This window comes from Streptomyces sp. NPDC088766 (assembly GCF_044750845.1).
GTDB lineage: Bacteria > Actinomycetota > Actinomycetes > Streptomycetales > Streptomycetaceae > Streptomyces.
This window is the reverse complement of the sequence record NZ_JBIVKQ010000003.1, coordinates 339061-361803: the sequence shown is the minus strand read 5'-3', so window position 1 is coordinate 361803 and position 22743 is coordinate 339061. Positions and strand designations below refer to the sequence as shown.

Here is a 22743-nt window from a genome sequence, read left to right as displayed (position 1 = left end):
CGCCGCCGCCTGGACGTGCCCACGCCTTCTCGTCCCGCTCACCGGCGCTCGCCTCCGCCTCGGCCGTTCTTCACCCCGTACACCGTGCTCGGATCGTCCGGTGCTGGATCTTCGTGGACGACGAAACCCTACATGCGGGTATACATACGTCCCCGATACCCCTGACGTCTCACCAGACTCCCCGGGGAGCACGATGGTTGCCTCCTCCCTTCAGGCCGGGCAGGCGTGCCCGTCGCCCGGCAGGCCCGGCGAGTGCAGCCGTGGCCGGCCGTCCCCGGGCACGGCGAACACGAACAGGGCGGAGGTCGTGGGCACCCGCAGACCGCGCTGGTCGCCGAAGGTGTGCTCGGAGCCGGCCTCCCAGGGGCAGCGGGTCCGGTCCAGCGCGGCGATCACCTCGGTCTCGGTCGGCGTGCCGCGGAACGTGCCGTCACAGGTGGGCAGTTCGACGGTGTCGGTTCCCGTCCGGACGGTCACGAGCAGCACCCGCCCGCACCGGCAGACGAGGATCTCCAGGTCGCCGTAGCCGTACAGCCGGGGCCGGGGCCGGCGCCTGCTGCGGCGGTTCCGGTCCGGGGGTGACGCCCGAACTGCTCTCCGGGTCCGAATCCGTCCGAGTGCCGCGGGGCCGGTTGCGCCTGCCGGTGCGCGTGCGGTCGTCATCCTGGGCCGGTGTCCCAGCTCCTCCGTGTCGTTGTCGGGACGGTTCTCGTCGCCGTCGCTCTGGTCGCCTGGCCCGCCTGTGTGCCGCTCGGGGGCGGGCCGCCGCTGCCCGCGGGGGCGTTCGGGGCGTACGTCGGGTACGACGGCGCCGGGGTGCGGCGGGTCGCGGGGCTGGACGGGTGGGTGGGGGCCGCGACACCTCGGGTCGGGCGGGCGTACCTGCCCGGGGACCGGTGGAGCAACATCGAGGGGGCGCCCGGCTACCTGGAGCACTGGGCGCGGTGGCGGACGGCCCGCGCGGACCGGATGTTCGTGCTGAACGTGCCGATGCTGGAGCGCACCGAGGAGCAACTGCCCGACGCCGTCGTCCGGGAGGAGCTGCGCACGGGTGCGCGCGGCGCGTACGACGGTCACTTCCGGTCGCTCGGCCGACGGCTGGTCGGACTCGGGGTGCCGGACAGCGTGCTCGTCGTCGGCTGGGAGATGAACGGGATCACCTACACCCACCGCTGCGGGCCGGATCCCGTTGCCTGGAAGGCGTACTGGGCGCGGATCGTGGCGGCGATGCGGTCGGTGCCGGGGCAGCGGTTCCGGTTCGAGTTCACACCGAGCCGGGGGCGGGACGCCGTCCCGTGGACGGACTGCTACCCCGGCGACGCCCACGTCGACATCGTCGGCATGGACGCCTACGACCAGCCGGCGGGCATGTCCTTCGCGGAGCAGGTCGCCGAGCCGTACGGGCTGGCGGCGCACGTGCGGTTCGCCGCGGAGCACGGCAAGCCGGTGTCGTACCCGGAGTGGGGGCTGTTCCGGAACGGGGACAACGCCGCCTATGTGCGGGGCATGCTCGGCTGGTTCGCGCGGCAGCGGCCGCTGTACCAGACCATCACCGACTACTGTCCGCACGGGGTGTGGCGGTGCCGGGACAATCCGCGGGCGTCGGCCGTCTACCGGGCGGGTGTCTCGGGCACGCGCTGACGGCGGGTCCGTTCGGCTGAACGCCGGGCGTGCCGTCCCGCCCGTCACGGCTACCGGTCCGATGATCCCGAGATGCGACGAGAACACCACGCGCGCCTTCCGCGGACGTGCCTCGCCCCTGCGCGGAGGTCCCCGGCCGGCCTCCCGTCCGGCCTCCCGTCCGCCCTGGCGGCCGTGCTGATCGCGGGTGTGCTGGTCGCGCTCACCGCGGTGCCCGCCGGGGCGGCGAACCACGCGGTCCCGGCCGCAGCGATGCCCGCCGGGGCGGCGAACCACGCGGTCCCGGCCGGGGCGGGAAGCGACGCGTTCCGCAGGGCGACCGCCCGGGCCGTCAGGGCCCACGAGAAGGCCCGCGTCCGCGTCGACCGGCTGCGCGAGCAGGACGCCGGCTCCACGAAGGTCCGGGCCGCCGAACGCCGCCGCAAGGCGATCCGCGCCGGGCTGTGGGACGCGCTGTGGTCGGTGGCCCGCGACCGGGGCGACCCCGTCGCCGTCGACCCCTCCGGACGCGCGGGCCGCTGCCCGGCCGCCCGCGCCCGCAACCGCAGCCGCGCGCCCGAGGGCCGGGACGGGGACTGGACGGCGCCGACCCGCCGCTTCCGGCTCTCCGCCGGTTACGCCGCCCGCGGCTCCCGCTGGGCCCACCGCCACACCGGCCAGGACTTCGCCGTGCCCGGCGGGACCCCCGTGTACGCCGTCGGTCCCGGCACCGTCCGCGCGACGACCTGCGGCGACGGCTTCGGCAACCAGGTCGTCGTCCGCCACCCGGACGGCTACTTCACGCAGTACGCCCACCTGTCCCGCATCGACGTCCGCAAGGGCGGGCGGGTCGCGGCGGGCCAGCGCCTCGGCCTCGCCGGCGCGACCGGCAACGTCACCGGCCCGCACCTGCACTTCGAGGTACGGATCACGCCGTACATGGGGTCCGCGGTGTCACCGCTGCCGTGGCTGCGGAGGAAGTCGGTGGACGTCGGCGGGTGACGGCGGGTGACGGGCGCCCCGGCCGGCGTCCTCAGCCCGCCCGCCCCGGCGCCGCCGGCCGGTACACCGCGAGGGCCCAGATCACGAACACGTCGATGGCGATCAGCACGATCGACCAGACCGGGGCGTACGGCAGGAAGAGGAACTGGAGGACGAGGCCGACGGAGGCGAGGACGATGCCGGTGACGCGGGCCCAGGCCGCGCCCTTGAGGATGCCCCCGCCGGCCACCGCGGCCACCACGCCGACGATCAGCAGGATCCAGCCCCAGCCGGTGAGGTTGATCTTGTAGACGTAGTCGCCGATCCGGCCGTACACGTCGTCCTCGGAGATCGCGGCGATGCCCTGGAAGACGGCGAGGATGCCGTTGACCAGCATCAGCACACCCGCGAAGACGACTCCGCCGGCGGCCAGGCCGCCCTCGGCGGGCGGCCTCGAGGACCAGCCGCCCGCACCGGCGGGACCGGTGCCCTGGTGGGAGGGGTCCCAGACGGGAGAACCCTGGCGATTTCCGGGCTGTGACGCTTCGGTCATGGCCGTGCTCCACCTCTCTGCCGAGCTGCCGGGTGTTGCGCTCCCCCGACGATCCGTCCGGATGACGGCCACCACCACGGGAACTGCGCCGTGCGGGTGAGCCGGCATGCGCGGCCGGGCGGCCCGGCCTTCACTGGGGAGGACCACGGCAACCCCGCCGACCCACGACGCCGGAGGCACCATGCCCGCCCACCGCACCCGCCCGGCCGGGGCAGCCGCGCTCACCGCGGCCTGCACCGCCGCGCTGCTCGGCCTCACCGCTCTCACGGGCTGCTCGGACGAGGACAGCCCCTCGGGGGTGGCCAGCCGGGCCGCGTCCGCGGCGGAGTCGGCCCGCGACCAGGCGACCGCCGCCGCGTCCTCGCTCGCCTCCCGGGCCGCGGAGGCCTTCGCGTCGGCGACCGCGGAGGCGGGCCGCAAACTCGACGGCATCAAGGGCGGGACCGAGGTGAAGAACGACGTAGAAGCCGGCGCCCCGAAGACGGACGGCGACCGCACCACGGCCGAGGTGACCGCCACCAACACCGACGACACGACGAGGTCCTTCTCCGTCCAGGTCGACTTCACCGACCAGGACGGCAAGTGGCTCGACACGGTCGTCGTCACCGTCCCCGACGTCCCGGCCGGAAAATCCGGCACGGCGACGGCCCGCAGCAACCGCCGGCTCTCGGGCGAGGTGAAGGCGAGGGTGGCGCGGGCGGTGCGGTACTGAGGGACGGGGCACTGTCGCAGCGGACCTCAGCCGCCGGGGTGACGCAGGTCACTGCCCATCGGTGTCAGGACTGCGAGGGCCGTGTGGTCAAGGAGGTGCGGACACCCACCGCACCACCCACGACGACACAGGAGCCCATCATGGAAGCCCGGTTGAACATCATGGCCAGCCCGGTCGCGGCCAAGGCAATGAAGCACGTCATCGCCGCCGCCACGACCCTCGGGGAGTCGACGCTGCCCGCCTCGACCCGCGAACTGGTCATGCTGCGCGCCAGCCAGATCAACGGCTGCGCGGGCTGCGTCGACATGCACACCAAGGACGCCACGGCCGCCGGGGAGACCGCGCAGCGCCTCCACCTGGTCGCGGTCTGGCGCGAGGCGAAGGTCTTCACCGACGCCGAGCGCGCGGCCCTCGAACTGGCGGAGGAGGGCACCCGCATCGCCGACGCGGCCGGCGGCGTCCCCGACGCGGTGTGGGCCAACGCCGCCAAGCACTACGACGACGACCAACTCGCCGACCTGGTCACCCAGATCGCCCTCATCAACGCCTTCAACCGCGGCAACGTGATCACCCAGCAGCCCGCCGGGGACTACGTGGTGGGCCAGTACCGCTGACGGGACCGGACGATGCCCCGTCCCGCGGGTGGTGGACACCTGGGGGGACGGGGCGTCCGCCGGTGGCCCGGCACGGGCCGGACCCGGGCCAGGAACGGGATCAGTCGGCGGCGAGGAACAGGTCCTCGGCCGTGGCGGCGTGAACGGCGCGCTGGGACCATGTGGTGAGCCGGGCAAGGTCGGTGCAGGCCTGGACCCGTGCGCGGACGTCGTCGGGCACGTCGATGCCGCGCCAGCGCAGGATGTTGATCGTCGTCTCCGCGAGCGCCTCGAGCCGGCCTTCCTCCCGGCCTTCTTCGCGCACTTCCTCGGCGAGCGGGTGCCGCCAGAAGTACTGGATCGTCGCCATCATGTCCCTCCACATCTGCCGGGCGGTGCTGATTCACGAAGCGGCACTTCGCATCAGGGTCAGCGACCGCCTCACCTCGCTGGCTCAACTGACCCGCCTCGCCGAGCTTTCGGAAGCCGATCACATCACGCTGCGCGTCATCCCATTCGATCTGGACGGATTCTCCCGGGCCTCCAGCACCATGACGTACGTAGGTGGCCCCCTGCCCAAACTGGACACAGTCGTACGCGACGCACCTTATGGCTCTGTCTTCATCGACGCCGAAGCTCAGCTCAGCGCTTATCGAACGCGCTTCCGTAAAGTGGGAGCTGCATCCATGGATCCGCAACGATCGCGCGACTTCATTCACAAGCCGGCAGAGGAGTTGTGAGGCGCTTCATGACCACCCCCGACAACTGGCAGAAGTCGTCCTACTCAGGTGAGGGCGACGGCAACGACTGCCTCGAACTCGCCTCCACCCCCACCGCCCTCCACCTCCGCGAGAGCGACGCCCCCGCCACCGTCCTCACCACCTCCCCCGCTCCCCTCGTCCACCTCCTCGACGCCATACGCGCCCGAACCCTTTAGCCCTCCCCCGCGTCCGCGATCTCCACCACGTCCCCGACCCTCACCTGCCCCTCCCGCACCACCCGGAAGTACGCCCCGAAGACGGTGCCGCCGCCCCCTTCCGCCCGTCGGTAGTCGGCCAGCGTGCGCAGGGGTTCGGGGCCCGCCCTGCGGCCCGTCTCCTGGTCGACCATCGTGATCGCGCAGCGGACCGTCAGTTCGGTGAGGGCGAGTTCGGCGCCGCCGATCAGGAGGCGGGCGGCGGTGTCCTCGGTGTGCGGGGTGTCCCAGCCGTCCACGACGACGTTGGGGCGGAACCGGTCCATGGGGAGCGGGGCGACGCCGCGCCCGGCCAGGTGCCGGTTCAGCAGGTCCAGGCTCGCCCGCGAGACCACGTGCAGGCGGTTGTCGTCGGCCGCCGTGCCGCCGGGGGTCCGCCGCACGCGCAGCAGCCGGCTCGGGCGGCCGAGGACCCCGGTCACCCACGCGGCCGCCTCCTCGCCCTGGTCGACGGCGCCGTACGGCTGCCCGGGCACCTCGGTGACCTCCTCGCCCTCCCCGGTCACCCGCAGTTCGCCGCGGCCCGGCGCGTGCAGGGCCAGCCCGGCGCCGTCCTCGACGAGCCGGGGAGTGATCAGCGCCATCCGGGGGTCGCCCCCCTGCCAGCGCGGCCCGCCCGCCTCGTCGGTGATCACGTACGCCCGGTCGTGCGGCAGCCCGACGGGCGTGATCCGCGCCGCGGCCACCGTGATCCCGGCGCAGCTCTTCACCGGGTAGTACGTCAGCTCCGCGACCTTCGCCCGTCCTGGCACTGCGGCTCCCTCCCCCGTCGGCAGACACGACAAGTTTTGCCGGAAGCGGTGAGTCCTGACGGGCGTTCGTCCGTACTCCTGTGTGTTCGACCCCGCCGGGCACGTACGAGCACGGGCGGTGTTCCCGATCAGGCAGGAGGAACGGTGCGCTTTTCGCGGAACGCGATGGGAACTGCCTTCGTGGGCGGCGCCCTGAGCTTGACCCTCGCGGCTCTGGCCTATCCGTCGATGCTGGGGCTGGACACGGTGTCCACCTCGAACGACCGGATCATCGCCAACACCCAGTGGGGACCCCTGACGGAGGGCGACCGGGACTTCGTGGTCAAGGTGCGGGCGGCCGGGCTCTGGGAGTACCCCCTCGGGGTGATCGGGCTGCAGAAGGGGCAGAGCCCGGCGGTCAAGACGGCCAGCGAGCACCTGATCGACGGTCACGCCGCCCTGGACACGACCTGCCGCAAGATGGCGCCGATGCTGAACATCACCCTGCCCAACGTCGCCAGTCCACAGCAGGTGGCGTTCGTCAACCAGATCAACGCGAAAACGGGCAAGGACTTCGACACCGACTTCGCGAACATCCTGCGCATGACGCACGGTTCGATCTTCAACACCATCGCGAAGGTCCGTTCCACCACCAAGAACACCCTCATCCGGGCGCTGGCCGACCAGGCCAACGACACCGTCCTGGACCACATCACGGTGATGGAGAAGACCGGTCTGGTCGACTTCGAGCAGACCCTCTTCCAGCAGACCACCCCGCCGAAGCTCCCCTCGTCGGACCTGACCCCGCCGCCACCGCCCGCGGGCCAGCCGATGGTCGTCCTCACCCCGCCGCCCACCGCCACGGCCGTACCCGTGGACATCGACGCCGCGGCGGCGGGAGCCGGGGTCGCTCCGGCGCCCGCCCCCACACCGACGGGGTGAGACCGGCCGGCCTCAGGCGTCCGCTACGCCAGCCACACCGTGGTGTCCGGGCCGATCCGGCCGTCCGCGGCCGGCGGGGCGCTGCTCAGCAGCACCTCGCCCGGCGGGCACGGCACCGGCGCGTCCGACAGGTTGGTGACGCACCGCCAGCCGTCCGAGCGGGCGAAGGCCAGCACACCGGGCGGGGTGCCCTCCGCCCAGGTGAGGTCCTCGCCGTCCAACAGTTTGCGGCGCAGGCGCAGGGCGGTGCGGTACAGCTCCAGGGTCGAGCCGTCCGTGCCGTCCTGGGCCTGGACGGCGTACCGCGCGAAGGACTCCGGCTGCGGCAGCCACGCACCGCCCGCGCCGAAACCGTACGACGGGCCCGTGGTCGTCCACGGCAGCGGCACCCGGCAGCCGTCGCGGCCCTTGCGGACCCGGCCCGTCTGCTCCCACAGCGGGTCCTGGAGGACCTCCACAGGCAGGTCGGCGACCTCGGGCAGGCCGAGTTCCTCCCCCTGGTAGACGTACGACGATCCCGGCAGTGCCAGCATCAGCAGCGTGGCCGCGCGGGCGCGGCGCCGGCCGGCCTCCTCGTCGACGTGCGGGGCGCGGCCGCCGGACAGCAGCCAGGCGTTCTCGTCCGTGCCCGGCGGGAGCATCAGGCGCGAGGCGTGGCGGACGACGTCGTGGTTGGAGAGCACCCAGGTCGCGGAGGCGCCGACCGTGCGGGCCGTGGCGAGCGAGGACGTGATGACCTCGCGGATCGCCGCGGCGTCCCAGGGGGCCTGCAGGTACTCGAAGTTGAAGGCCTGGTTCAGTTCGTCGGGGCGGGCGTACAGCGCGCGGCGGGTGCCCGGCACCCAGGCCTCGGCGACGGCCGTGCGGGGCGGGGAGTAGGAGTCCAGGACGCGGCGCCAGTCGCGGTAGATGTCGTGGACCTCGTCGCGGTCGTAGAAGGGGTGGCTGCCGGGGGTGAGGGTGGCGAGCACGTCCTCGGCGCCCGCTCCCGCGGCGCCGAGGTCGCGCAGCGGCTCGGTCAGGTCCTTGGCCAGGGCGTGGGCCACGTCCACGCGGAAGCCGTCGACGCCCCGGTCCGACCAGAAGCGCAGGGTGGTGCGGAAGTCCTCGCGGATCTCGTCGTGGTCCCAGTTGAGGTCGGGCTGCTCGCGGGCGAAGAGGTGCAGGTACCACTGGCCGTCCGGGACGCGCTGCCAGGCGCTGCCGCCGAACACCGACTGCCAGTCGGTGGGCGGGAGTTCGCCGTGCGCGCCGCGCCCGTCGCGGAAGACGTAGCGGTCGCGGGCCGGGGAGCCGGGGCCGGCGGCCAGCGCCTCCCGGAACCAGACGTGCCGGTGCGAGGTGTGGTTGGGGACGATGTCGACGATCACCTTCAGCCCGAGGCGGTGGGCCTCGGCGACCAGCGCGTCGAAGTCGGCCAGGGTGCCCAGGCGCGGGTCGACGTCACGGGGGTCGATGACGTCATAGCCGCCGTCGGCCAGTTCGGACGGGTAGAACGGGCTGAGCCAGAGCGCGTCGACGCCGAGCGCGCCGAGGTGCGCAAGGCGCCCGGTGATCCCCCTCAGGTCACCGAGGCCGTCGCCGTCGGCGTCGGCGAAGCTGCGCGGATAGACCTGGTAGACGACGGCCTGGCGCCACCAGTGGGGGTCACGGGCGGAGAAGTCGGGGGCGGGTGGCTGGTCTGTCCCGGGTGCGGGCACGAAGTCGGTCACGCACACAAGCCTGTCCACTTTGCCGGGAAGGCGAACGTCCGCACCTTGCGGAATGGATCATTCCGTACGTGGGGGAGATGTGACGGAATCTTGAACTGCCCTGGTTCTGACGCAGGTTGACAGGCATCCGCCTCGCGAACCACGATGAGCGCACGCCGTGGCGCATGTGACCGATGGGCCCGGTGTTTCTTCCGAATTCCTGAACCGCGCCATCACCCGGGCATCGCCGTGCCGCGACGCCGCCGTGATGGGCGATCGCACTCGCCAAGATGGGAATCGCATGTCCATAGCGAGACGTGTTTCCGTACGCCGCCTGCTGGGGACGGGCGCCGCGTCACTCGCCCTGTGCACCGCGTCCGTCGCCGCCGCCTCCGGAGCCTGGGCCGGCACCGGAACCCCCGGCGGCGACGGCTGGAAGTCCGGCGGCCAGTACCAGCCGGGCACCGGGGCGGGCACCGAGACGGAGACCGACCGCTGCCAGTTCTCGCTCGACGGCACGCACTTCTACGACTCCGTCAAGGTCGACGACCAGAACCTGAAGCCGACCGGCGACGGCAAGGTCCACCTCACCGTGCGGGCCGCCGACAAGGCCACCACCTGCACCGCCTCGCTCGCCTCCTACCTGGCCCACGGCCCGGACTTCCGGACCTCGGGCGAGCAGGTCTTCGTCGACTTCGACACCGTGACGCTCCAGCCCGGCGCGACCGGCACCCTCGACATCGCCGTGCCCGACGCGGGCTGCTACGCGCAGGTCGACCTCTACCGGGGCGCCGTGAAGTTCGACGGCAGGCTCGACGCCAAGGACGGCTTCGACCACGGCGACCTGCCCAAGGGCCCGGACCGCCCGGTCATCAAGGACAAGCTGATCGCGGCCTGGAACGGCGGCACGAAGTACTGCGCCCCGTCCGAGGAGCCGCCCGCCGAACAGCCCCCGGCCGAGCAGCCGCCCGCCGAGGAGCCCCCCGCCGAGCAGCCGCCGGCCGAGGAGCCCCCCGCCTCCCCGTCCACGCAGGCGCCGCCGCAGACCACCCCCGCGTCGACCCCGTCGGCCTCCGCCCCGGCCCCCTCCGCCTCGGAGTCCACCCCGGCCGCGGCACCCACCCCGAACGGCGGTGGCGGCGACCTCGCCGAAACCGGCGCCGACGGCAACACCCCCGTCATCGCGGGCGGCGCGGCGGCCCTGCTCCTGGGCGGCGCGGCGATCGTCGTGGCGACCCGCCGCCGCAGGGGCAGCCAGGCCTGAGCCCTGCCGCGAGCAGCGACGAGTGATCAGCGATCGCGCGAGCCGACCGTCCCGACGCCCCTGCGGCGCGGGGCGGTCGGCTTTCCCTCCCGCTGCCCGTCGACCGGCGCGGGTCTCGCACGAGGCTTCCTGAGCTTCGCCCCGCCCATCAGGGCAGCACGACCGTCGGCGTCGCACGACCGCAGAGTTCGTCAAGTCCGATCAGCAGGACATGACCTCGCTCCGCTTCGGCCTTCAGTGCGTCGCTGAATCCCGCGGCGCTGAAACAGGCCAGCCCACATCGCGTGGTGTCCATGCCTCGTTCCGTCAGGACGTCCTTCGCTCGGCGGAGCCGCTCCAGGTGGCCGAGACCCATGACCGTCTCCTTAGGACCACACCCCTAAGGAGTGTGGTCCTAAGGAGTCCTCGGCCTGTTCGCTCCCCTCCTCGGCACGAGGAAGGTCGGTACACCGCTAAGCCCCCTCGACGACCGTCAGCCACAGCCTCACGTACCGCTCCGCGTCCACCCCCAGCCCCACGTCCACCAGGGCCTGCTCGCGGGGGCCGTGGTGGATCTCGGACTCGCCGTGGTGGGGACGGCGGTCGACGACGGTCTGACCCCGGGTGGGGCCCGGGGCCAGGCTCACCTCCACCGGGAGCGGTTCGGTCGTCAGGCCGCCGGGATCGACGACCGCGCAGACCGCGCCCGCGTCACCGAGGCCGCCCGTGGGGGTGGGGTCGCCCGAGGCCGCCGGGTCGCGGTGGGCGAGGAGTTCGCCCGCCATGCGCAGGCGGGGCTCCGAACTCGCCCGCAGCCGCTGGACGTCGGCGGCCGGCACCAGGACCCTCTTGAAGACGTCCAGGCCGTACATCGTGATCGGGACCCCGGCCGTGAGCAGGATCGCGGCCGCCTCCGGGTCGTGCCACACGTTGAACTCCGCGACCGCCGTCGCGTTGCCGGCCGCGACCGCGCCGCCCATGAACACGATCCGCTCGATGTTGCCCACCACCTCGGGGTGCGTGCGCAGCAGCAGGGCGATGTTCGTCAGGGGCGCGGTGGGGACGAGGGTCACCGGCCTCGGCGAGGCGAGGATCTCGCGGCGCAGCAGCGTCACCGCGTCCACGTCGACCGGACGGCGGGTGGGCGCGGGCAGCCCGAGGTCGCCCATCCCGTCCGCCCCGTGCACGTGCCGTGCCGTGCGCACCGGCTCGATCAGCGGGCGCTCGGCACCCCGCGCGACCGGGATGTCCCCGGCCCCGGCCTGCTCCAGCACGGTCAGGGTGTTGCGGACGACGCCGTCCACGTCGGTGTTCCCCGCCACGCAGGTGATCGCCCGCACGTCCAGCCCCGGATGCCGTACGGCGAACAGCAGGGCCAGGGCGTCGTCGACCCCGGTGTCGCAGTCGATGATCACCGGAATGGGCCGACCGGTCACGGCGACGCTCCTCTGCGTGCTGGGTGCGGGGCGGTTATGTCCGTCGATCTTACGCAGCGGGCCACAGTTCGGCCCCGCGATCCGCGACGCGGGCGGCGACCCGGTCCGGCAGCTCCGCCACCGGCACCGCCACCGGCACCGCCCCCGGACGCCTCCCGCCCCGCAGCCGTACGGCCACCGGCCCGCCGTCGGCCTCCCGCTCCCCGGTCACCGCCTGGTACGGCACCAGCCGCGCGGGCCTGCGCCGCGGCCCGCTCCGGGGCGCGGAAGACGTGCGCGTCGTCGGGGACGGCGGCCGGGCGGGGCCGGCGAGCCCGGTGGTTAACCCGGACGGACCGCCGCGCTGGTCGGCCGGCGGTGGCGGTGGTGGCGTGGGAGGGAGCACCCCCGCGGTGCCGGGACGGACGCCCTCGGGCCCCGTGCGGCCGCTCCGCGGAACCCGATCCGGTGCGCACCGGCCACTCCAGGAGGCACCCCCGATGACCCGCCGCACCCTCCTCGCCTCCGCCCTCGCCGTCACCGCTCTGGTCACCGTCACCTCCTGCGCCACCCTCGGACTGGAGCACCCGCCGACCGCCCGGCCCGCCGTGCCCACCGTCGAGAAGTCCGCCCCGGCCCGGCCCAGCGCGCCGGCCGCCTCACCCGTCCTCACCGACGCGCAGGCGCGCGCCGCGCTCATCACGGGCACCGACCTCGGCGAGCCCTGGACCGCGACGCGCGGCGCCGCCACCTGGCGGGACGGCATGCTCAAGGCCACCACCCCCACCGCCGACTGCCAGAAACTCCTCGACGGCCTCTACAGCGACGAACTGCTCGGCGCCCCGCCCCGCGCGGTCGTCGCCCTCGACGACGCCGACACCGGCGCCCAGCTCCGCTACCAGGTCGCCGGCCGACGGCCCGCCGACGTGGACCGCACCCTCGCCTGGCTGAAGACCCTGCCGCAGAAGTGCGCCCGTTTCACCGCCAAGGCACCGGACGGCACGGTCCTCGACGCCACCGTCACCGAGCAGCCGCTGCCCGAGGTGGGTGACGTCCGCCAGGGCCTGCGCGTCACCCTCACCGACTGGGACACCGACGGCGACCCCGTCGCGCTCGCCCTCGACGTCGCCGCCGTCCGCACCGGCCAGGACACCTTCGCCCTCACCAACGGCGGCCTCACCGACGTCCCCAACGAGGCGACCCAGGCCGCCGTCCAGCTGGGCGTGCAACGACTCACGGAGGTGCGGAAGCAGGGGCGGGTGCAGGTGTGAGGTGCGGGCCGGGACCGACCGGCCCCGCCTCAGTCCGGGTCGAAGCGGGCCGTGCCGGCCACGACCTCCCGGGCCACGTCCATGACCGTGCGGCCCTCCGCGAAGGCGTGGGCCCGCAGGAGGGCGAGGGCCTCGTCGGGGTGGACCCCCCGCTGGGCCATGACCATGCCGACCGCCTGGTGCACGCCGTCGTGGCCGGTGGCCAGGGGGCTCAGCCAGACGCCGTCGCCGTACCGGCCGGCGTCCTCGTCGTGGGGCAGGGCCATGAGGGCCACCGTCAGCACGTCCGCCACCAGCCGCGCCGTACGGACCTCGTCGGCGGCCAGCTCGCCGGGGACGTCCCGGTAGAGGTCCAGGGTGCCCACGCACACCGCGGGGTCGCCCAGGGGCAGCGCGTACACCGCCCGGACCCCGGCGGCCGCCGCCTGCTGCGCGAAGACCGGCCAGCGCGAGGCGTCCCGGCCCGCCGTGAGGTCGGCGGCGAACACCGGCACGCCGGTCTCCGCCGCCCACAGGCAGGGGCCGTCGCCCAGCGTGGCCTGCACCTCCATCAGGTGCGCGGCCCGCTCACTGCTCGCGCTCACGGGTACGGGCATCCCCTCGCCGCGCAGTGACACGCTCGCGCCGATCACCGGCAGCAGCCGTACCGCCGCGGCGCACAGCCGCTCCGGCACGTCCCGGGGTTCGGCGCCGTCCACCTCCTGGGCGATCACCTCGGCGACCCGTTCCCGGTCGCGGTCCTCCGGCACGGCGATCACCTCCGCCCGCGGTTCGGCTCAGGACTCCTCGCAGTCCGCCGGGTACCGCCCTCACCGGCGCCGGAAACCGGACCGCCTCAGGCCTTCTCGTACGGGTCCGCGGGCTGCCGCACCCGCGTGACCGTCACCGCGTCGGGGGCCGGTGGCCAGGCCGCCTCGGAGCCGAGGGCGCCCTCGGGACGTCGGACGCCGGACGCCGGACGCGCTGCCCGCCGGTGACGGTGACCCACGTGTCGGCGGGCAGCGCGTCCGCACCGCGGACCTCGGCCTTGCCGGTGGTGGCGTCGGCCGCGCGGCAGGCGACGGCGAGTGAAGGGCCCGCCGCGGGGCCCGCTACAGCGGCGGCTGGGCCGGTGCCGGCCCCAGGGTCGTCGTGCCGGGGGCCGTACGGTGGCCGAGGCCCGTGCGGTAGGCGTCCAGGGCGGCCTCCACCCGGCCGGTACGGCGCAGCAGGTCGCCGAGGAGACGGCACAGGTCGGCGAGGTCACCGGCGGCGCCCGCGCGTTCCAGCAGGCTCAGGGCGCGGACGTAGTGCTCCTCGGCGGCGTCGGTGTCGCGGGCGTCCTCGGCGATGATGCCGAGCAGACGGTGCGCACCGGCCGCGTGCACGGCGCCGCGCTCCGAGGACAGGTCGCCGAGCACCCCGTGCAGCAGGGCGGCGGCCTCCTCGGACTTCCCGCGGCGGTGCAGCACGTCGGCCAGCTCGACGGCGACCTGGCTGATGTAGAGGGCGGCGCGCTGGGCCGAGAGCATGGCCTGCGCCTGCTTCAACTCGTCCTCCGCCCGCTCCAGTTGGTTGTTCTGGGCGTAGACGTAGCCGCGCATCCAGTGGCAGTTGGCGAGTTCGGTGCGCAGCTGGAGCTGACGGTACAGCTCGGCCGCCTTGGCCAGGGAGGCGTCGGCCTCGGCGAGACGGCCCTCGGCGAGGAGGGTGCGGGCCACCGAGCGGTGCATCCGGGCGACGAGGGCGGGATCGCCGGCCTGCGGCGCGAGTGCCAGGGCGAACTCGGCGGCCTGGGCGGCGCGGGCCTGGGCGCCCATGTCCATGTAGGGGCCGATGACGGAGGCGTAGAGCAGCAGCAGCGCGTCGGGGTCGTGCAGGCCGCCGCGGTTCAGCTCGTCGAGGGTGGACTCCAGCAGGTAGACGGCGTAGCGGAGTTCACCCGCCAGGTAGTGGGCGACGGCCCGGCCGCGCAGGGCGGGGACGCGGGCCGGGAGCGGCGCGTGCGCCAGGCACTGCTCGGCCCTCTCGAAGTGCCCGCGGGCCGCCTCCAGTTCGCCGGTGTCGATCCCGCACTCCCCGAGCCCCAGCAGGGCGGTGGCCTGCTCCTCGACGAGGCCGTGCTCCTCGGCCTCCGCGAGCAGCTCCGCGAACTGCCGTGCCGCCTGCTCCGCCTCCCCGGTGGCCAGGGCGCGCTGGGCCTCGGTGAGCCGCAGCCGCAGACCGGTGACGAGCCGGGCGGAGCGGCCGGTGGCCAGCTCCTCGAAGTCGACGCCGAGCCGCTCCGCGATGTGCCTGAGCGCCTCGTCGGAGGGCCGCACCCGGCCGGCCTCCAGCGTCGAGACATAGGCGGGGGTGTAGGTCGGCTCGGCCAACTGGCGCTGAGTGAGCCCCTGTTCGACCCGCAGTCGCTGCACCCGGCGTCCGATGACCTCCGGTTCGTCCCGCTCACCCACGGCCCGAATCACCCTCAACTACCCCTGACCCTCTTGCCGTTCGGCTTGCGCAGCCCCTAGGTTAAACGGCGTGTTAAGCATGCTTAATACACGGTTGACGTGACGGCCGCTGCCGTTCCCGCTTTTTGTCCACCGCCGCTTTTCGCCCTCAGCCGCCGACGACGTTGCGAGGTTGCCGTGCAGGAACGCACATCCGCACCCTACGGGCGCCCCTCATGGCGATACGCCAGAGCCGTCGCGGCGGCCGTCATAGCCGTGGCGGCCCTCGTCACCGCCGCCAACGCGGTCCCGGCCCGCACCACGGACGCCCCCCAGCTGTCGACCGGCGTGGAGCGCGCCGGCAAGTAGGGGCCGCGGGCACGGACGGGTGGCCCCGGCGCCCGGAGGCATGCGGGACCCGACGTCCGAAGGCGAGAAGGGGCGGGACGGGGCGGACCGGGGCTGTCCGGCGGATCGTGCCGGAGACGCGGCCCTCCGAGGGGCCCTCGGCCGCGGTGCCGTCGGTTGCCGACTCCCCCGCACTCGGCTGCGCGGGGTGGAGACGGGGGCGGGGTCGGGGGCGGGGTCGGGGACGGGACCCCATCGCGCCGACGCCCTCCTGCGACTTCGCACCGCCGGACCGGCCCTACCCCTGCGTCTGGAGCTGGCGGAGCTGCTCGCGGACGTGGTCCAGGGCGCCCTCCCGGCGGCCCGGCACCCGGCCGCGCAGCTCCGCGAGCTCCGGGCCGAGGTCGCGGGCCCGGTTCCGGTCCGTGATGCGCCCCCACTGGTGGTGGGCCCGGTCCACGGCCGCCTCGACCGGCGCCGCGTCGGCGGGCTGCCCCGCGGCCAGCCGCGCCGCCGCGACCGCCATCCAGGTACGGCAGCTGCGCTCGGCGTCCCCCGCGAACATCGCCAGATCCGCCCGCACCTCGGACCAGTGCAACACCTCCTCCGCCCCGGCCCCGTGCGCGACGAGCGCGGCCTGCTCCAGGCGGGCGGCGAGAGCGTCGGCGGCGGGATGGTCACCGGCCTGGACGGCCGCCGTGATACGGGCGTGAGGGTCGTCCGCCGGCCCGTCCGGCGTTAGAGGACGAGGACCGTCCGGGCCCGGCGGCGGCGATCCGGGGGCGCCGCTCCCGGGGACGACGGGGGTCCCTGCGCTCGAGCGGAGCCGAGCGTGGGGGAGGGAAGGGGCGGCGGGGGCGACCCCACCTGGGACACCCACCCCCGCACCCGGCACGGGAGCCGCACCCGGCCCCGGCCCCGCACCCGCACCCGCACCCGCACCCGACAGCACCAGGTCCCCCACCTCCCCCTCTCCCGCGATCCGCGCCAACGCCGTCTGGTGCAGCTGCTCCGCCCCCGGCCGCCCCCCGCTCCGCAGCACGGTGGCGATCGCCTTCATGTACGTGGGCGCGGCCACCCTCCGCCGCCCCGCCGGAGGCGCGACCCTCCCGTACACGGCGACCCCCGCCCCGCACTCCAGCCCCCGCCCCCGCAGCCATCCCCAGGTCTCGGCGTCCGCGTGCAGGTCGAGCAGCAGTGTCGTCGTCCCGGCCGCCCGCAACCGCAGCTCCTCACGGAACCAGTGCCAGGGGAAGCCGGTGTAGCGCACGGTCGACGGCGTCGTACGGGCCAGCGCCAGATGCGGCAGCCGCTGCTTGCGGTCGAGCTGGAGCTGCCCGGTGACGAACACGGTCAGCGGTCCGGGCGCCGCCGCGGCGGCCCGCAGCCGGGTCAGCACGGCCTGCGGCTCCAGCGGATCGGCGAGTTCGACGACGTTCGCCGTGTCGGTGCCGGCCAGGACGGCGGGCGGCACGGCCGCGAGCACGGGGAGCACGGACGCCGCGTCCACCAGACACCCCTTGCCCACGGGTGAGGCCGCGAGCAGCAGCACGGTTCCGGGCATGGTCCCTCCCCCTCGATCACGTACGTCAGCACCGTAACCGCTGCGGGTGCAAACGGGGGCCTCAGGTCTGCAAACGTCCCCCTACGGGGCCTTCGTCTGCGTCCGTGCTGCCCGCACCCCGCGGCCGTACCGCGAAGACCGTCGTGTCGTCGATGAGGCGGCCGCCGCAGTGCCGCAGCGTGCGGTCGCGGACGTAGGCGACCAGGCGGCCGGGGGCGGCGGTGCGCGGATCGCGGGCGACGCCGTCGGCGACGTCGTCGGCGAGCGGGTAGAAGGCGCCGGCGCGGTCCCGCGCCTCGGTGACGCCGTCGGTGACGAGCAGCAGCGTCTCCTCGGGGGCGACGGCGGCGCGCAGCACCGGCGGAGGGCCGCCGCGGGTGAGTTCGGCGAGTCCGAGGGGGAGCCCGCCGCCGTGCGGCAGTGGCCGCACCCCGCCGCGACCGACGGCGAGCGGCGCCTCGTGACCGAACACGACGACGTCGACCACCCCGTGCTCCCCCTCGGGGAAGTCCAGCAGGACGGCCGTGGCGAACCGGTCCCCGTCGGAGCGGCCGAGGGCGACGGTGCGGGCGCGGTGGCGCCGCATCCGGGTCTCCAGCCGGTCGGCGACCGTCGCCAGGTCCGCCTCGTGGTAGGCGGCCTCCCGGAAGGTGCCGAGGAGGGCCGCCGCCGCCTCCACCGCGCCCAGCCCCTTGCCCTGGACGTCGCCGAGGAGGACGCGGGTGCCGTGCGGTCCGGGCTGGATGTCGTAGAAGTCGCCGCCCATGCGCGCGTCGGCGTCGGCGGCGAGGTAGACCGCGGCATGGTCGAGGCCGCCCCAGCCGGGCGGCATCGGCCGCAGCACCGTACGGCGGGTGGTCTCGGCGATGTGCCGCATGTGCAGCATCCGCCGCTCGCCGCGCACCCGGAGCGCGGCGGCCAGGACGGAGAGGGCCCCGCCGACCAGGACGAGGACGAAGTCGGCCGAGCCCTGCCGGTACTGGGACGGCCAGGCGGAGTCCGCGCCGACGTAGGTGACGAGCGCCAGTACGGCGAAGAGGGCCGTCGTCCGCACCCCGCACAGGACGGCGGCCAGCGCGGCGACGAACACGCACCAGGAGACGATGCGGAACTCCCCGCCGGTGGTCAGGTCGACGACGGCGATGGTGACCAGCGTCAGCAGCGGCACCAGCCAGGTGACGCTGTGACCGCGGAACTGCAGCAGCTTCTGCCGCTCCAGCACGTCCCGGCGCCCGGCGCGCGGGTGGCGGGCGAGCAGCCCCCGGCCCCCTCGGTCGCTCACCGCCTCAGCGAAACACGCCCGCGCAGGCGCCGCATCCCGGCCCGCACCGCGCGGCAGGCGCCTCCCACCGACTTGCCGCCGCCCCCGCCCAGGTGTGCCCTGGAAGCGGGGGACCAGCAGAGAGGAGTGCTCCCATGGCTCATGCGGCACCCACACCGGGCATGGGCACGCCGGCCCTGACCGGACCCCCGGCGGGCGGCCTGCCCGACGTCTTCGGCGAACGGACCCACGCGGTCATGAAGTGGGCGGTGCCCGTCGCGCTCGGGCTGGTCTACGGCTACTGGGCCGCGGCGAACCGTCGCAGTGGCGGGCCGATCACCGGCTGGAACGTCCTGTTCGGCTTCGTGGTCGCGCTCGCGTTCATCGCGCTGTACGTCGCCGTCCGCGCCGTGGCCCCGAAGCTGCGGCGCGAGGTGCACGCCCTGCTGTGGGCGGCGTTCGCCGGCTGCGCGACCGGATTCCTCGTCAACCAGAGCGGATCGAGCACGCTGTACTCGGTGGGCGTCTCGCTCGCGGTCGCGGCGGGCTTCTTCGCGGTGATGTTCTACCGCTACTACACGCACGAGGACGCGCAGGGGCACCGCATCGGATAGCCACCCGTCCCCTGCCGCACGTGGGCCCCGGCGGTTCTCGCCGGGGCCCACGTCTTCCCTCATCCCTCCACTCACCGGACGAGCGGGACCCACACCCACTCCTCCGGCGAGGTTCCGGTGGTGCCTCCGGTGGCGCTTCCGGTGGCATTTTCAGTGGTGCTTTCAGTGGTGCTTGCCGGTGGTGCTTCCAGCAGTGCTTCCAGCGGTGCCTCCAGTCGCGCTGAAGCTCCACGAGCCCGAGAAACTGAAGCTGAAGCCGAAGCCGACGGAGCCGGATCCGGTGACGCTCCACGGCTCGTCGTCCCAGGCGTCGTTCCGGTCGGCCCAGGCGTCGTCCTTCCAGCGCGGGCAGGGGTCGGCGCAGTCGGGCACCCGCTCGCCGCCGGTGGACACGAAGGCGGCGCTCGCCCAGGCCCGCGCGCCGGCCAGCCAGTACCAGTGCGCGTCGCCGTTGACGCTCTGCCCCAGCACCCGGCACCCCACCAGGTCCCGGCTGCCCGGCGCGAGCGTGCCGGCGGAGGGCGCGTGCGTGGTGGGTGCCTGTCGCAGGGTCAGGTCGGTGCGGGAGGTGACGGTGCCCCGGACGGCACCGGAACCGCTGCCTCGTGTCGCCGAGGCGTCGGTGGAGGTCGACGGGGCCGCCGACGCCGTGGTGCCGAGCGCCACGACGGCGAAGGTGCCACCGGTGAGCAGGACCGCGGCCAGAGTCCGCGGGGCTGGTGTCCGCAGGGCGGTCGTCCGCGGGACGGTCGTCCGCGGGACGGTCGCCCACGGGGCGGTCGTCCGCAAGCCGGGTGTCCGCAAGGCCGGAGTGGTGCGCATGATCGCCTCCTTCTCCCCAGACCCATGAGACACCCGTTCGGGTGATCGCTCCACCGGAGGGCGGAATCCCCAGGTCCGGCCGAGGACCACCCGGGCGGCCGCCCCGTCCCGCCGCGGCCCACCCGAGTGGCCGCCCCCGCTCGCGCGTCCGGCGCGCACGGCCTTGCCTGGAGGCGTGTCCCGACGTCTGCGGACCGCCGTGTCGGCCGCCCTCATCGCCCTGTCCTGCCTCCTGATGCCCTTCGGCGCGCTGGCGGCCTGGGCGGCGTACGGCCTCACGGACACCGGCCGGTACGTCACCGCCATGGCGCCGCTCGCCGCCGACCCGGCCGTACGGGACGTCGTGGTCGACACGGTCGGCGACGGCATCCTGCGCAGGGCGGCCGCCGAACGCGGCCCGCTGCGCCCCGAGATCACCCCCTTCGTGCACGACGCGCTGCGCTCCTTCACCCGCACCCGCGCCTACCGCACCGCGTGGGACGCGGGCAACGAGGCCGCCCACAGTGCCGTGATGTCGGCCCTGCACGACGACCGCGACCGCGACGTCACCGTCGACCTGGCCCCGGTGGCCGACCGCGTCCGCGAACGGATGGCCGCCGACCACGTGACGTTCGCCGACCGGCTCCCGCTCGCGCACACCCGCGTCGCACTGCTCCCGGCCGATGAGCTGGCCACCCTCAGGAAGGGCTACCGCGTGCTCGACCTCGCCGGTTTCTGGCTGCCCCTCGCCGCCGTCGCCCTCGCCGTGACCGGCATCGCCGTCGCGGCCTGCCGCCGCCGCGCCCTCACCGCGGCGGCGCTGGGCACGGCGCTGGGCGGCGCGTTCCTCGGCCTCGCGATCGCCGTCGCCCGCCACCTCACCCTCACGGGCCTGGCCGACGGGGCCGGCCGCCCCGCCGCGGCCGCCGTCTACGACGCCCTCACCGCCACCCTGCGCACCGCGTCCTGGTTCCTGCTCGGCGTGGGTCTGACGGTGGCGGCGGGGGTGTGGCTCACCCGGTACGTGCGGGTGGGACGCCTGGTCCGCCGACGCCGGGCAACGGCGCCGCGATCCGGGCCAGTCGGCGCGGCGCCCGCTCCGGCTCCCCCTCCGCCGCGGACGCCAGGCCGAGTCTGACCGCGTCCGGGGGTGGTGCGGGTCGACGGTGAAGGCGGTGCCGGGGGCGAAGGCGATGCCGTGCGCGGCTGCGGCGGCGGTGCAGGTGTCCGCCCGCCACGGCGCGGACAGCTCCCACCAGGCGAAACAGACGTGCGGACCGGTCCGTACGCCCCGCACGCCCCTCACGCCCCGCACGCCGTTCGGGCCCACGTCCACCGGATGATGACATCCGCACCCCGAGGGCGCCGCGGCGGCCCTGCGCGGCCGGGCCGAACGCCCCGGCCACCGCCCGCTGCTCCGCCGCACCCCCGCCCACGCCCCCACCGCCCCCGTCGTCGGCGCGGACGACGAGTTCGTCCCCGTCCGCGACGCGGAGACCCTGCACGGCCGGTGACACACCCGGTGACACACCCGGTGGGGCGGCAAACCCTTGGCCCGCCGGCCGTCCCCGCCTCTACCGTCGCCTCATGAGCAGCACGACGACAACGACCCTCTGGCGGCCCACCGGCCCGGAGGAACTGGCCCTGGTCGAGGCCTCCGGATGGCGGGGGTGGCCGCCGCGCCTGCCCGAACAGCCGATCTTCTATCCGGTGCTGAACGAGGACTACGCGATCCGCATCGCCCGCGACTGGAACGTCCCCGCCTCCGGGGTCGGTTACGTGACGCGGTTCGAGGTGGAGAGCGACTTCCTCGCCCGGTATCCGGTGCGGCGGGCCGGCGGAGCGACCATCCTGGAACTCTGGGTACCGGCGGAGGAGCTGGACGATTTCAACGCACACATCGTCGGGACCATCGACGTCGTACGGGAGTTCCGCTGACGTGCGGCCACGGCGCGGGCGGGTCTTCGGAGCGTGGTGCGCCGGGCTGCTGTTCGCCGGGGTGAGCGCCGTCGTCGCGTGCCGGGCGGCCGACACCGACCTGCGCACGCCGGTTCCCCAGCTGCTCGCCTTCCTGCCCTGGCTGCTCGTCCCCACCGGGGCCGGCCTGCTGCTGTCGCTGTTCGCCCGCTGGTGGACGGGGCTGGTGTGGGGCGTCGTCGTGCTCGGGCTGCTCGCCTGGTTCATCGAGCCGTACGGCAACGCCGACGAACCCGGGGGGCCCGCGGTCGCGCGGCTGCGGGTGCTCGCCTCCAACGTGGAGTTCGGCCGGGCGACGGACGCCCTCGTCGCCGCCGTCCGCCGGGAGGAACCGGACGTGGTGTTCGTCGCGGAGTGCGAGTACGCCTGTCAGGCCACCGTGCGCCGGGAACTGGGGACGGCGTTCCCTTACCGGCGGGCCGTCGAGGGGGACACCTCCGTCGGGTCTGTCGTCCTCAGCCGGTTCCCGCTGACGCCCGCCCCCGCCGTGCCCGGCCGGATGGGCATGCCCGGTGCCGTCGCCGACGTCGACGGGCGGCCCGTACGGCTCCAGCTCGCGCACCCCAAACCGCCGCTGCCCCGGCAGGTCGGTCTGTGGAAGCGCGAACTGGGGCGGCTGCGGGACTTCGCCGACGACCACCGCGACGACGGGCCGCTGATCCTCGCCGGGGACTTCAACGCCACCCAGGACCACGCCGCGTTCCGCCGGATCCTCGACACCGGACTGCGCGACGCCGCCCGGCTCGCGGGCAGCCCCCGGGAGCCGACCTGGCCCAGCCGCACCACCCCCGTCCTCGGCGCCCAGATCGACCACGTCCTCGTCTCCGAGGAGTTCTCCGCGACCCGCGCCCGCTTCCTGGACCTCCCCGACACCGACCACCGCTCCCTGCTCGTCGACGTCACCCTCCACCGGCCGGGATGAGCCGGGGCGGGGACCGTGAACGCGACGACGGCGGCCCGGGTCCGCGCCGAGCACGGAACCGGGCCGCCGTCCGGGGCGGAGATCCGCCCCGGGGGTGGGGAGGTGGCGGAGGTG

26 protein-coding genes and 1 pseudogene are annotated in these 22743 nt (G+C 74.7%); 14 read left to right on the top strand and 13 right to left on the bottom strand.

The window, feature by feature from the left end; translation table 11 throughout:
* Positions 1–210: 210 nt before the first annotated feature.
* Positions 211–477, bottom strand: coding sequence for a hypothetical protein (locus ACIP5W_RS06950; RefSeq protein WP_401467794.1), 267 nt, complete (start codon positions 475–477; stop codon positions 211–213).
* A 195-nt stretch (positions 478–672) separates the two neighbouring features.
* On the opposite strand from ACIP5W_RS06950, the gene ACIP5W_RS06945 reads away from it, so the two are divergent.
* Entirely contained in the window at positions 673–1641 is a 969-nt protein-coding gene (locus ACIP5W_RS06945; RefSeq protein WP_401467791.1) for a glycoside hydrolase family 26 protein, read from the top strand.
* A gap of 174 nt (positions 1642–1815) precedes the next feature.
* The gene (locus tag ACIP5W_RS06940; protein WP_401467788.1) at positions 1816–2622 is read left to right on the top strand and encodes a M23 family metallopeptidase; all 807 of its coding nucleotides are present in this window, start codon (positions 1816–1818) and stop codon (positions 2620–2622) included.
* Positions 2623–2653: 31 nt separating this feature from the next.
* Here ACIP5W_RS06940 and ACIP5W_RS06935 read toward each other — a convergent pair whose 3' ends face one another.
* Complete coding sequence (locus ACIP5W_RS06935) at positions 2654–3154, bottom strand: hypothetical protein (RefSeq protein WP_401467785.1); 501 nt, start codon at positions 3152–3154, stop codon at positions 2654–2656.
* Positions 3155–3335: 181 nt separating this feature from the next.
* Between ACIP5W_RS06935 and ACIP5W_RS06930 the strand changes: the two genes are divergently transcribed.
* Entirely contained in the window at positions 3336–3866 is a 531-nt protein-coding gene (locus ACIP5W_RS06930; protein ID WP_401467782.1) for a hypothetical protein, read from the top strand.
* Positions 3867–4006: 140 nt separating this feature from the next.
* Positions 4007–4480 (top strand): carboxymuconolactone decarboxylase family protein, encoded by a 474-nt coding sequence (locus ACIP5W_RS06925; protein ID WP_401467779.1) that lies wholly within the window; start codon positions 4007–4009, stop codon positions 4478–4480.
* Positions 4481–4580: 100 nt separating this feature from the next.
* Here ACIP5W_RS06925 and ACIP5W_RS06920 read toward each other — a convergent pair whose 3' ends face one another.
* On the bottom strand, positions 4581–4832 hold the full coding sequence (locus ACIP5W_RS06920) for a hypothetical protein (protein WP_401467776.1): 252 nt from the start codon (positions 4830–4832) through the stop codon (positions 4581–4583).
* Positions 4833–4857: 25 nt separating this feature from the next.
* Between ACIP5W_RS06920 and ACIP5W_RS06915 the strand changes: the two are divergent.
* Positions 4858–5199, top strand: a pseudogene (locus ACIP5W_RS06915) (Scr1 family TA system antitoxin-like transcriptional regulator); the annotation flags it as partial.
* A gap of 8 nt (positions 5200–5207) precedes the next feature.
* Entirely contained in the window at positions 5208–5396 is a 189-nt protein-coding gene (locus ACIP5W_RS06910; RefSeq protein ID WP_401467773.1) for a DUF397 domain-containing protein, read from the top strand.
* On the opposite strand, the gene ACIP5W_RS06905 is transcribed toward ACIP5W_RS06910, so the two are convergent.
* On the bottom strand, positions 5393–6187 hold the full coding sequence (locus ACIP5W_RS06905; RefSeq protein WP_401467770.1) for an MOSC domain-containing protein: 795 nt from the start codon (positions 6185–6187) through the stop codon (positions 5393–5395). The genes ACIP5W_RS06910 and ACIP5W_RS06905 overlap by 4 nt on opposite strands.
* Before the next feature lie 165 nt (positions 6188–6352).
* On the opposite strand from ACIP5W_RS06905, the gene ACIP5W_RS06900 reads away from it, so the two are divergent.
* Positions 6353–7108: a DUF4142 domain-containing protein gene (locus ACIP5W_RS06900; RefSeq protein WP_401467767.1), complete on the top strand. Its 756-nt coding sequence runs from the start codon at positions 6353–6355 to the stop codon at positions 7106–7108.
* 23 nt (positions 7109–7131) lie between these two features.
* Here the strand turns inward: ACIP5W_RS06900 and ACIP5W_RS06895 are convergent, their stop codons facing one another.
* The gene (locus ACIP5W_RS06895) at positions 7132–8808 is read right to left on the bottom strand and encodes a glycoside hydrolase family 13 protein (protein WP_401468020.1); all 1677 of its coding nucleotides are present in this window, start codon (positions 8806–8808) and stop codon (positions 7132–7134) included.
* A 292-nt stretch (positions 8809–9100) separates the two neighbouring features.
* Here ACIP5W_RS06895 and ACIP5W_RS06890 point away from each other — a divergent pair, with 292 nt between their 5' ends.
* Positions 9101–10063, top strand: a complete 963-nt coding sequence (locus ACIP5W_RS06890) for an LAETG motif-containing sortase-dependent surface protein (protein WP_401467764.1) — start codon at positions 9101–9103, stop codon at positions 10061–10063.
* Between the two features lie 148 nt (positions 10064–10211).
* On the opposite strand, the gene ACIP5W_RS06885 is transcribed toward ACIP5W_RS06890, so the two are convergent.
* The 3 genes from ACIP5W_RS06885 to ACIP5W_RS06875 all read right to left on the bottom strand — a co-directional run bounded on the left by ACIP5W_RS06885 (position 10212) and on the right by ACIP5W_RS06875 (position 11689).
* Positions 10212–10418 carry a hypothetical protein gene (locus ACIP5W_RS06885; protein WP_401467761.1) on the bottom strand — a complete coding sequence of 69 codons (207 nt, stop codon included), beginning with the start codon at positions 10416–10418 and terminating at the stop codon, positions 10212–10214.
* Positions 10419–10515: 97 nt separating this feature from the next.
* A complete protein-coding gene (locus tag ACIP5W_RS06880; protein WP_401467758.1) occupies positions 10516–11478 on the bottom strand; it encodes a nucleoside hydrolase in 963 nt (320 codons plus the stop codon).
* A 49-nt stretch (positions 11479–11527) separates the two neighbouring features.
* On the bottom strand, positions 11528–11689 hold the full coding sequence (locus ACIP5W_RS06875; RefSeq protein ID WP_401467755.1) for a hypothetical protein: 162 nt from the start codon (positions 11687–11689) through the stop codon (positions 11528–11530).
* A 268-nt stretch (positions 11690–11957) separates the two neighbouring features.
* On the opposite strand from ACIP5W_RS06875, the gene ACIP5W_RS06870 reads away from it, so the two are divergent.
* Entirely contained in the window at positions 11958–12728 is a 771-nt protein-coding gene (locus tag ACIP5W_RS06870) for a hypothetical protein (RefSeq protein ID WP_401467752.1), read from the top strand.
* 29 nt (positions 12729–12757) lie between these two features.
* Here the strand turns inward: ACIP5W_RS06870 and ACIP5W_RS06865 are convergent, their stop codons facing one another.
* Positions 12758–13477: a GAF and ANTAR domain-containing protein gene (locus ACIP5W_RS06865; RefSeq protein WP_401467750.1), complete on the bottom strand. Its 720-nt coding sequence runs from the start codon at positions 13475–13477 to the stop codon at positions 12758–12760.
* Between the two features lie 342 nt (positions 13478–13819).
* Positions 13820–15163, bottom strand: a complete 1344-nt coding sequence (locus tag ACIP5W_RS06860; RefSeq protein WP_401467747.1) for a helix-turn-helix domain-containing protein — start codon at positions 15161–15163, stop codon at positions 13820–13822.
* 177 nt (positions 15164–15340) lie between these two features.
* Between ACIP5W_RS06860 and ACIP5W_RS06855 the strand changes: the two genes are divergently transcribed.
* Positions 15341–15511, top strand: coding sequence for a hypothetical protein (locus ACIP5W_RS06855; protein ID WP_401467744.1), 171 nt, complete (start codon positions 15341–15343; stop codon positions 15509–15511).
* A 277-nt stretch (positions 15512–15788) separates the two neighbouring features.
* On the opposite strand, the gene ACIP5W_RS06850 is transcribed toward ACIP5W_RS06855, so the two are convergent.
* A complete protein-coding gene (locus tag ACIP5W_RS06850) occupies positions 15789–17054 on the bottom strand; it encodes a hypothetical protein (RefSeq protein WP_401467741.1) in 1266 nt (421 codons plus the stop codon).
* A gap of 61 nt (positions 17055–17115) precedes the next feature.
* Positions 17116–18336, bottom strand: coding sequence for a PP2C family protein-serine/threonine phosphatase (locus ACIP5W_RS06845; RefSeq protein ID WP_401467738.1), 1221 nt, complete (start codon positions 18334–18336; stop codon positions 17116–17118).
* 134 nt (positions 18337–18470) lie between these two features.
* Between ACIP5W_RS06845 and ACIP5W_RS06840 the strand changes: the two genes are divergently transcribed.
* Complete coding sequence (locus ACIP5W_RS06840; RefSeq protein ID WP_401467736.1) at positions 18471–18929, top strand: hypothetical protein; 459 nt, start codon at positions 18471–18473, stop codon at positions 18927–18929.
* Between the two features lie 162 nt (positions 18930–19091).
* On the opposite strand, the gene ACIP5W_RS06835 is transcribed toward ACIP5W_RS06840, so the two are convergent.
* On the bottom strand, positions 19092–19751 hold the full coding sequence (locus ACIP5W_RS06835; RefSeq protein WP_401467733.1) for an SH3 domain-containing protein: 660 nt from the start codon (positions 19749–19751) through the stop codon (positions 19092–19094).
* A 175-nt stretch (positions 19752–19926) separates the two neighbouring features.
* On the opposite strand from ACIP5W_RS06835, the gene ACIP5W_RS06830 reads away from it, so the two are divergent.
* The 3 genes from ACIP5W_RS06830 to ACIP5W_RS06820 all read left to right on the top strand — a co-directional run bounded on the left by ACIP5W_RS06830 (position 19927) and on the right by ACIP5W_RS06820 (position 22629).
* Positions 19927–20868, top strand: coding sequence for a hypothetical protein (locus tag ACIP5W_RS06830; RefSeq protein WP_401467730.1), 942 nt, complete (start codon positions 19927–19929; stop codon positions 20866–20868).
* A 449-nt stretch (positions 20869–21317) separates the two neighbouring features.
* Positions 21318–21668 carry a hypothetical protein gene (locus ACIP5W_RS06825; RefSeq protein ID WP_363087619.1) on the top strand — a complete coding sequence of 117 codons (351 nt, stop codon included), beginning with the start codon at positions 21318–21320 and terminating at the stop codon, positions 21666–21668.
* A 1-nt stretch (position 21669) separates the two neighbouring features.
* A complete protein-coding gene (locus tag ACIP5W_RS06820) occupies positions 21670–22629 on the top strand; it encodes an endonuclease/exonuclease/phosphatase family protein (RefSeq protein ID WP_401467727.1) in 960 nt (319 codons plus the stop codon).
* The last annotated feature ends 114 nt before the right edge of the window (positions 22630–22743 follow it).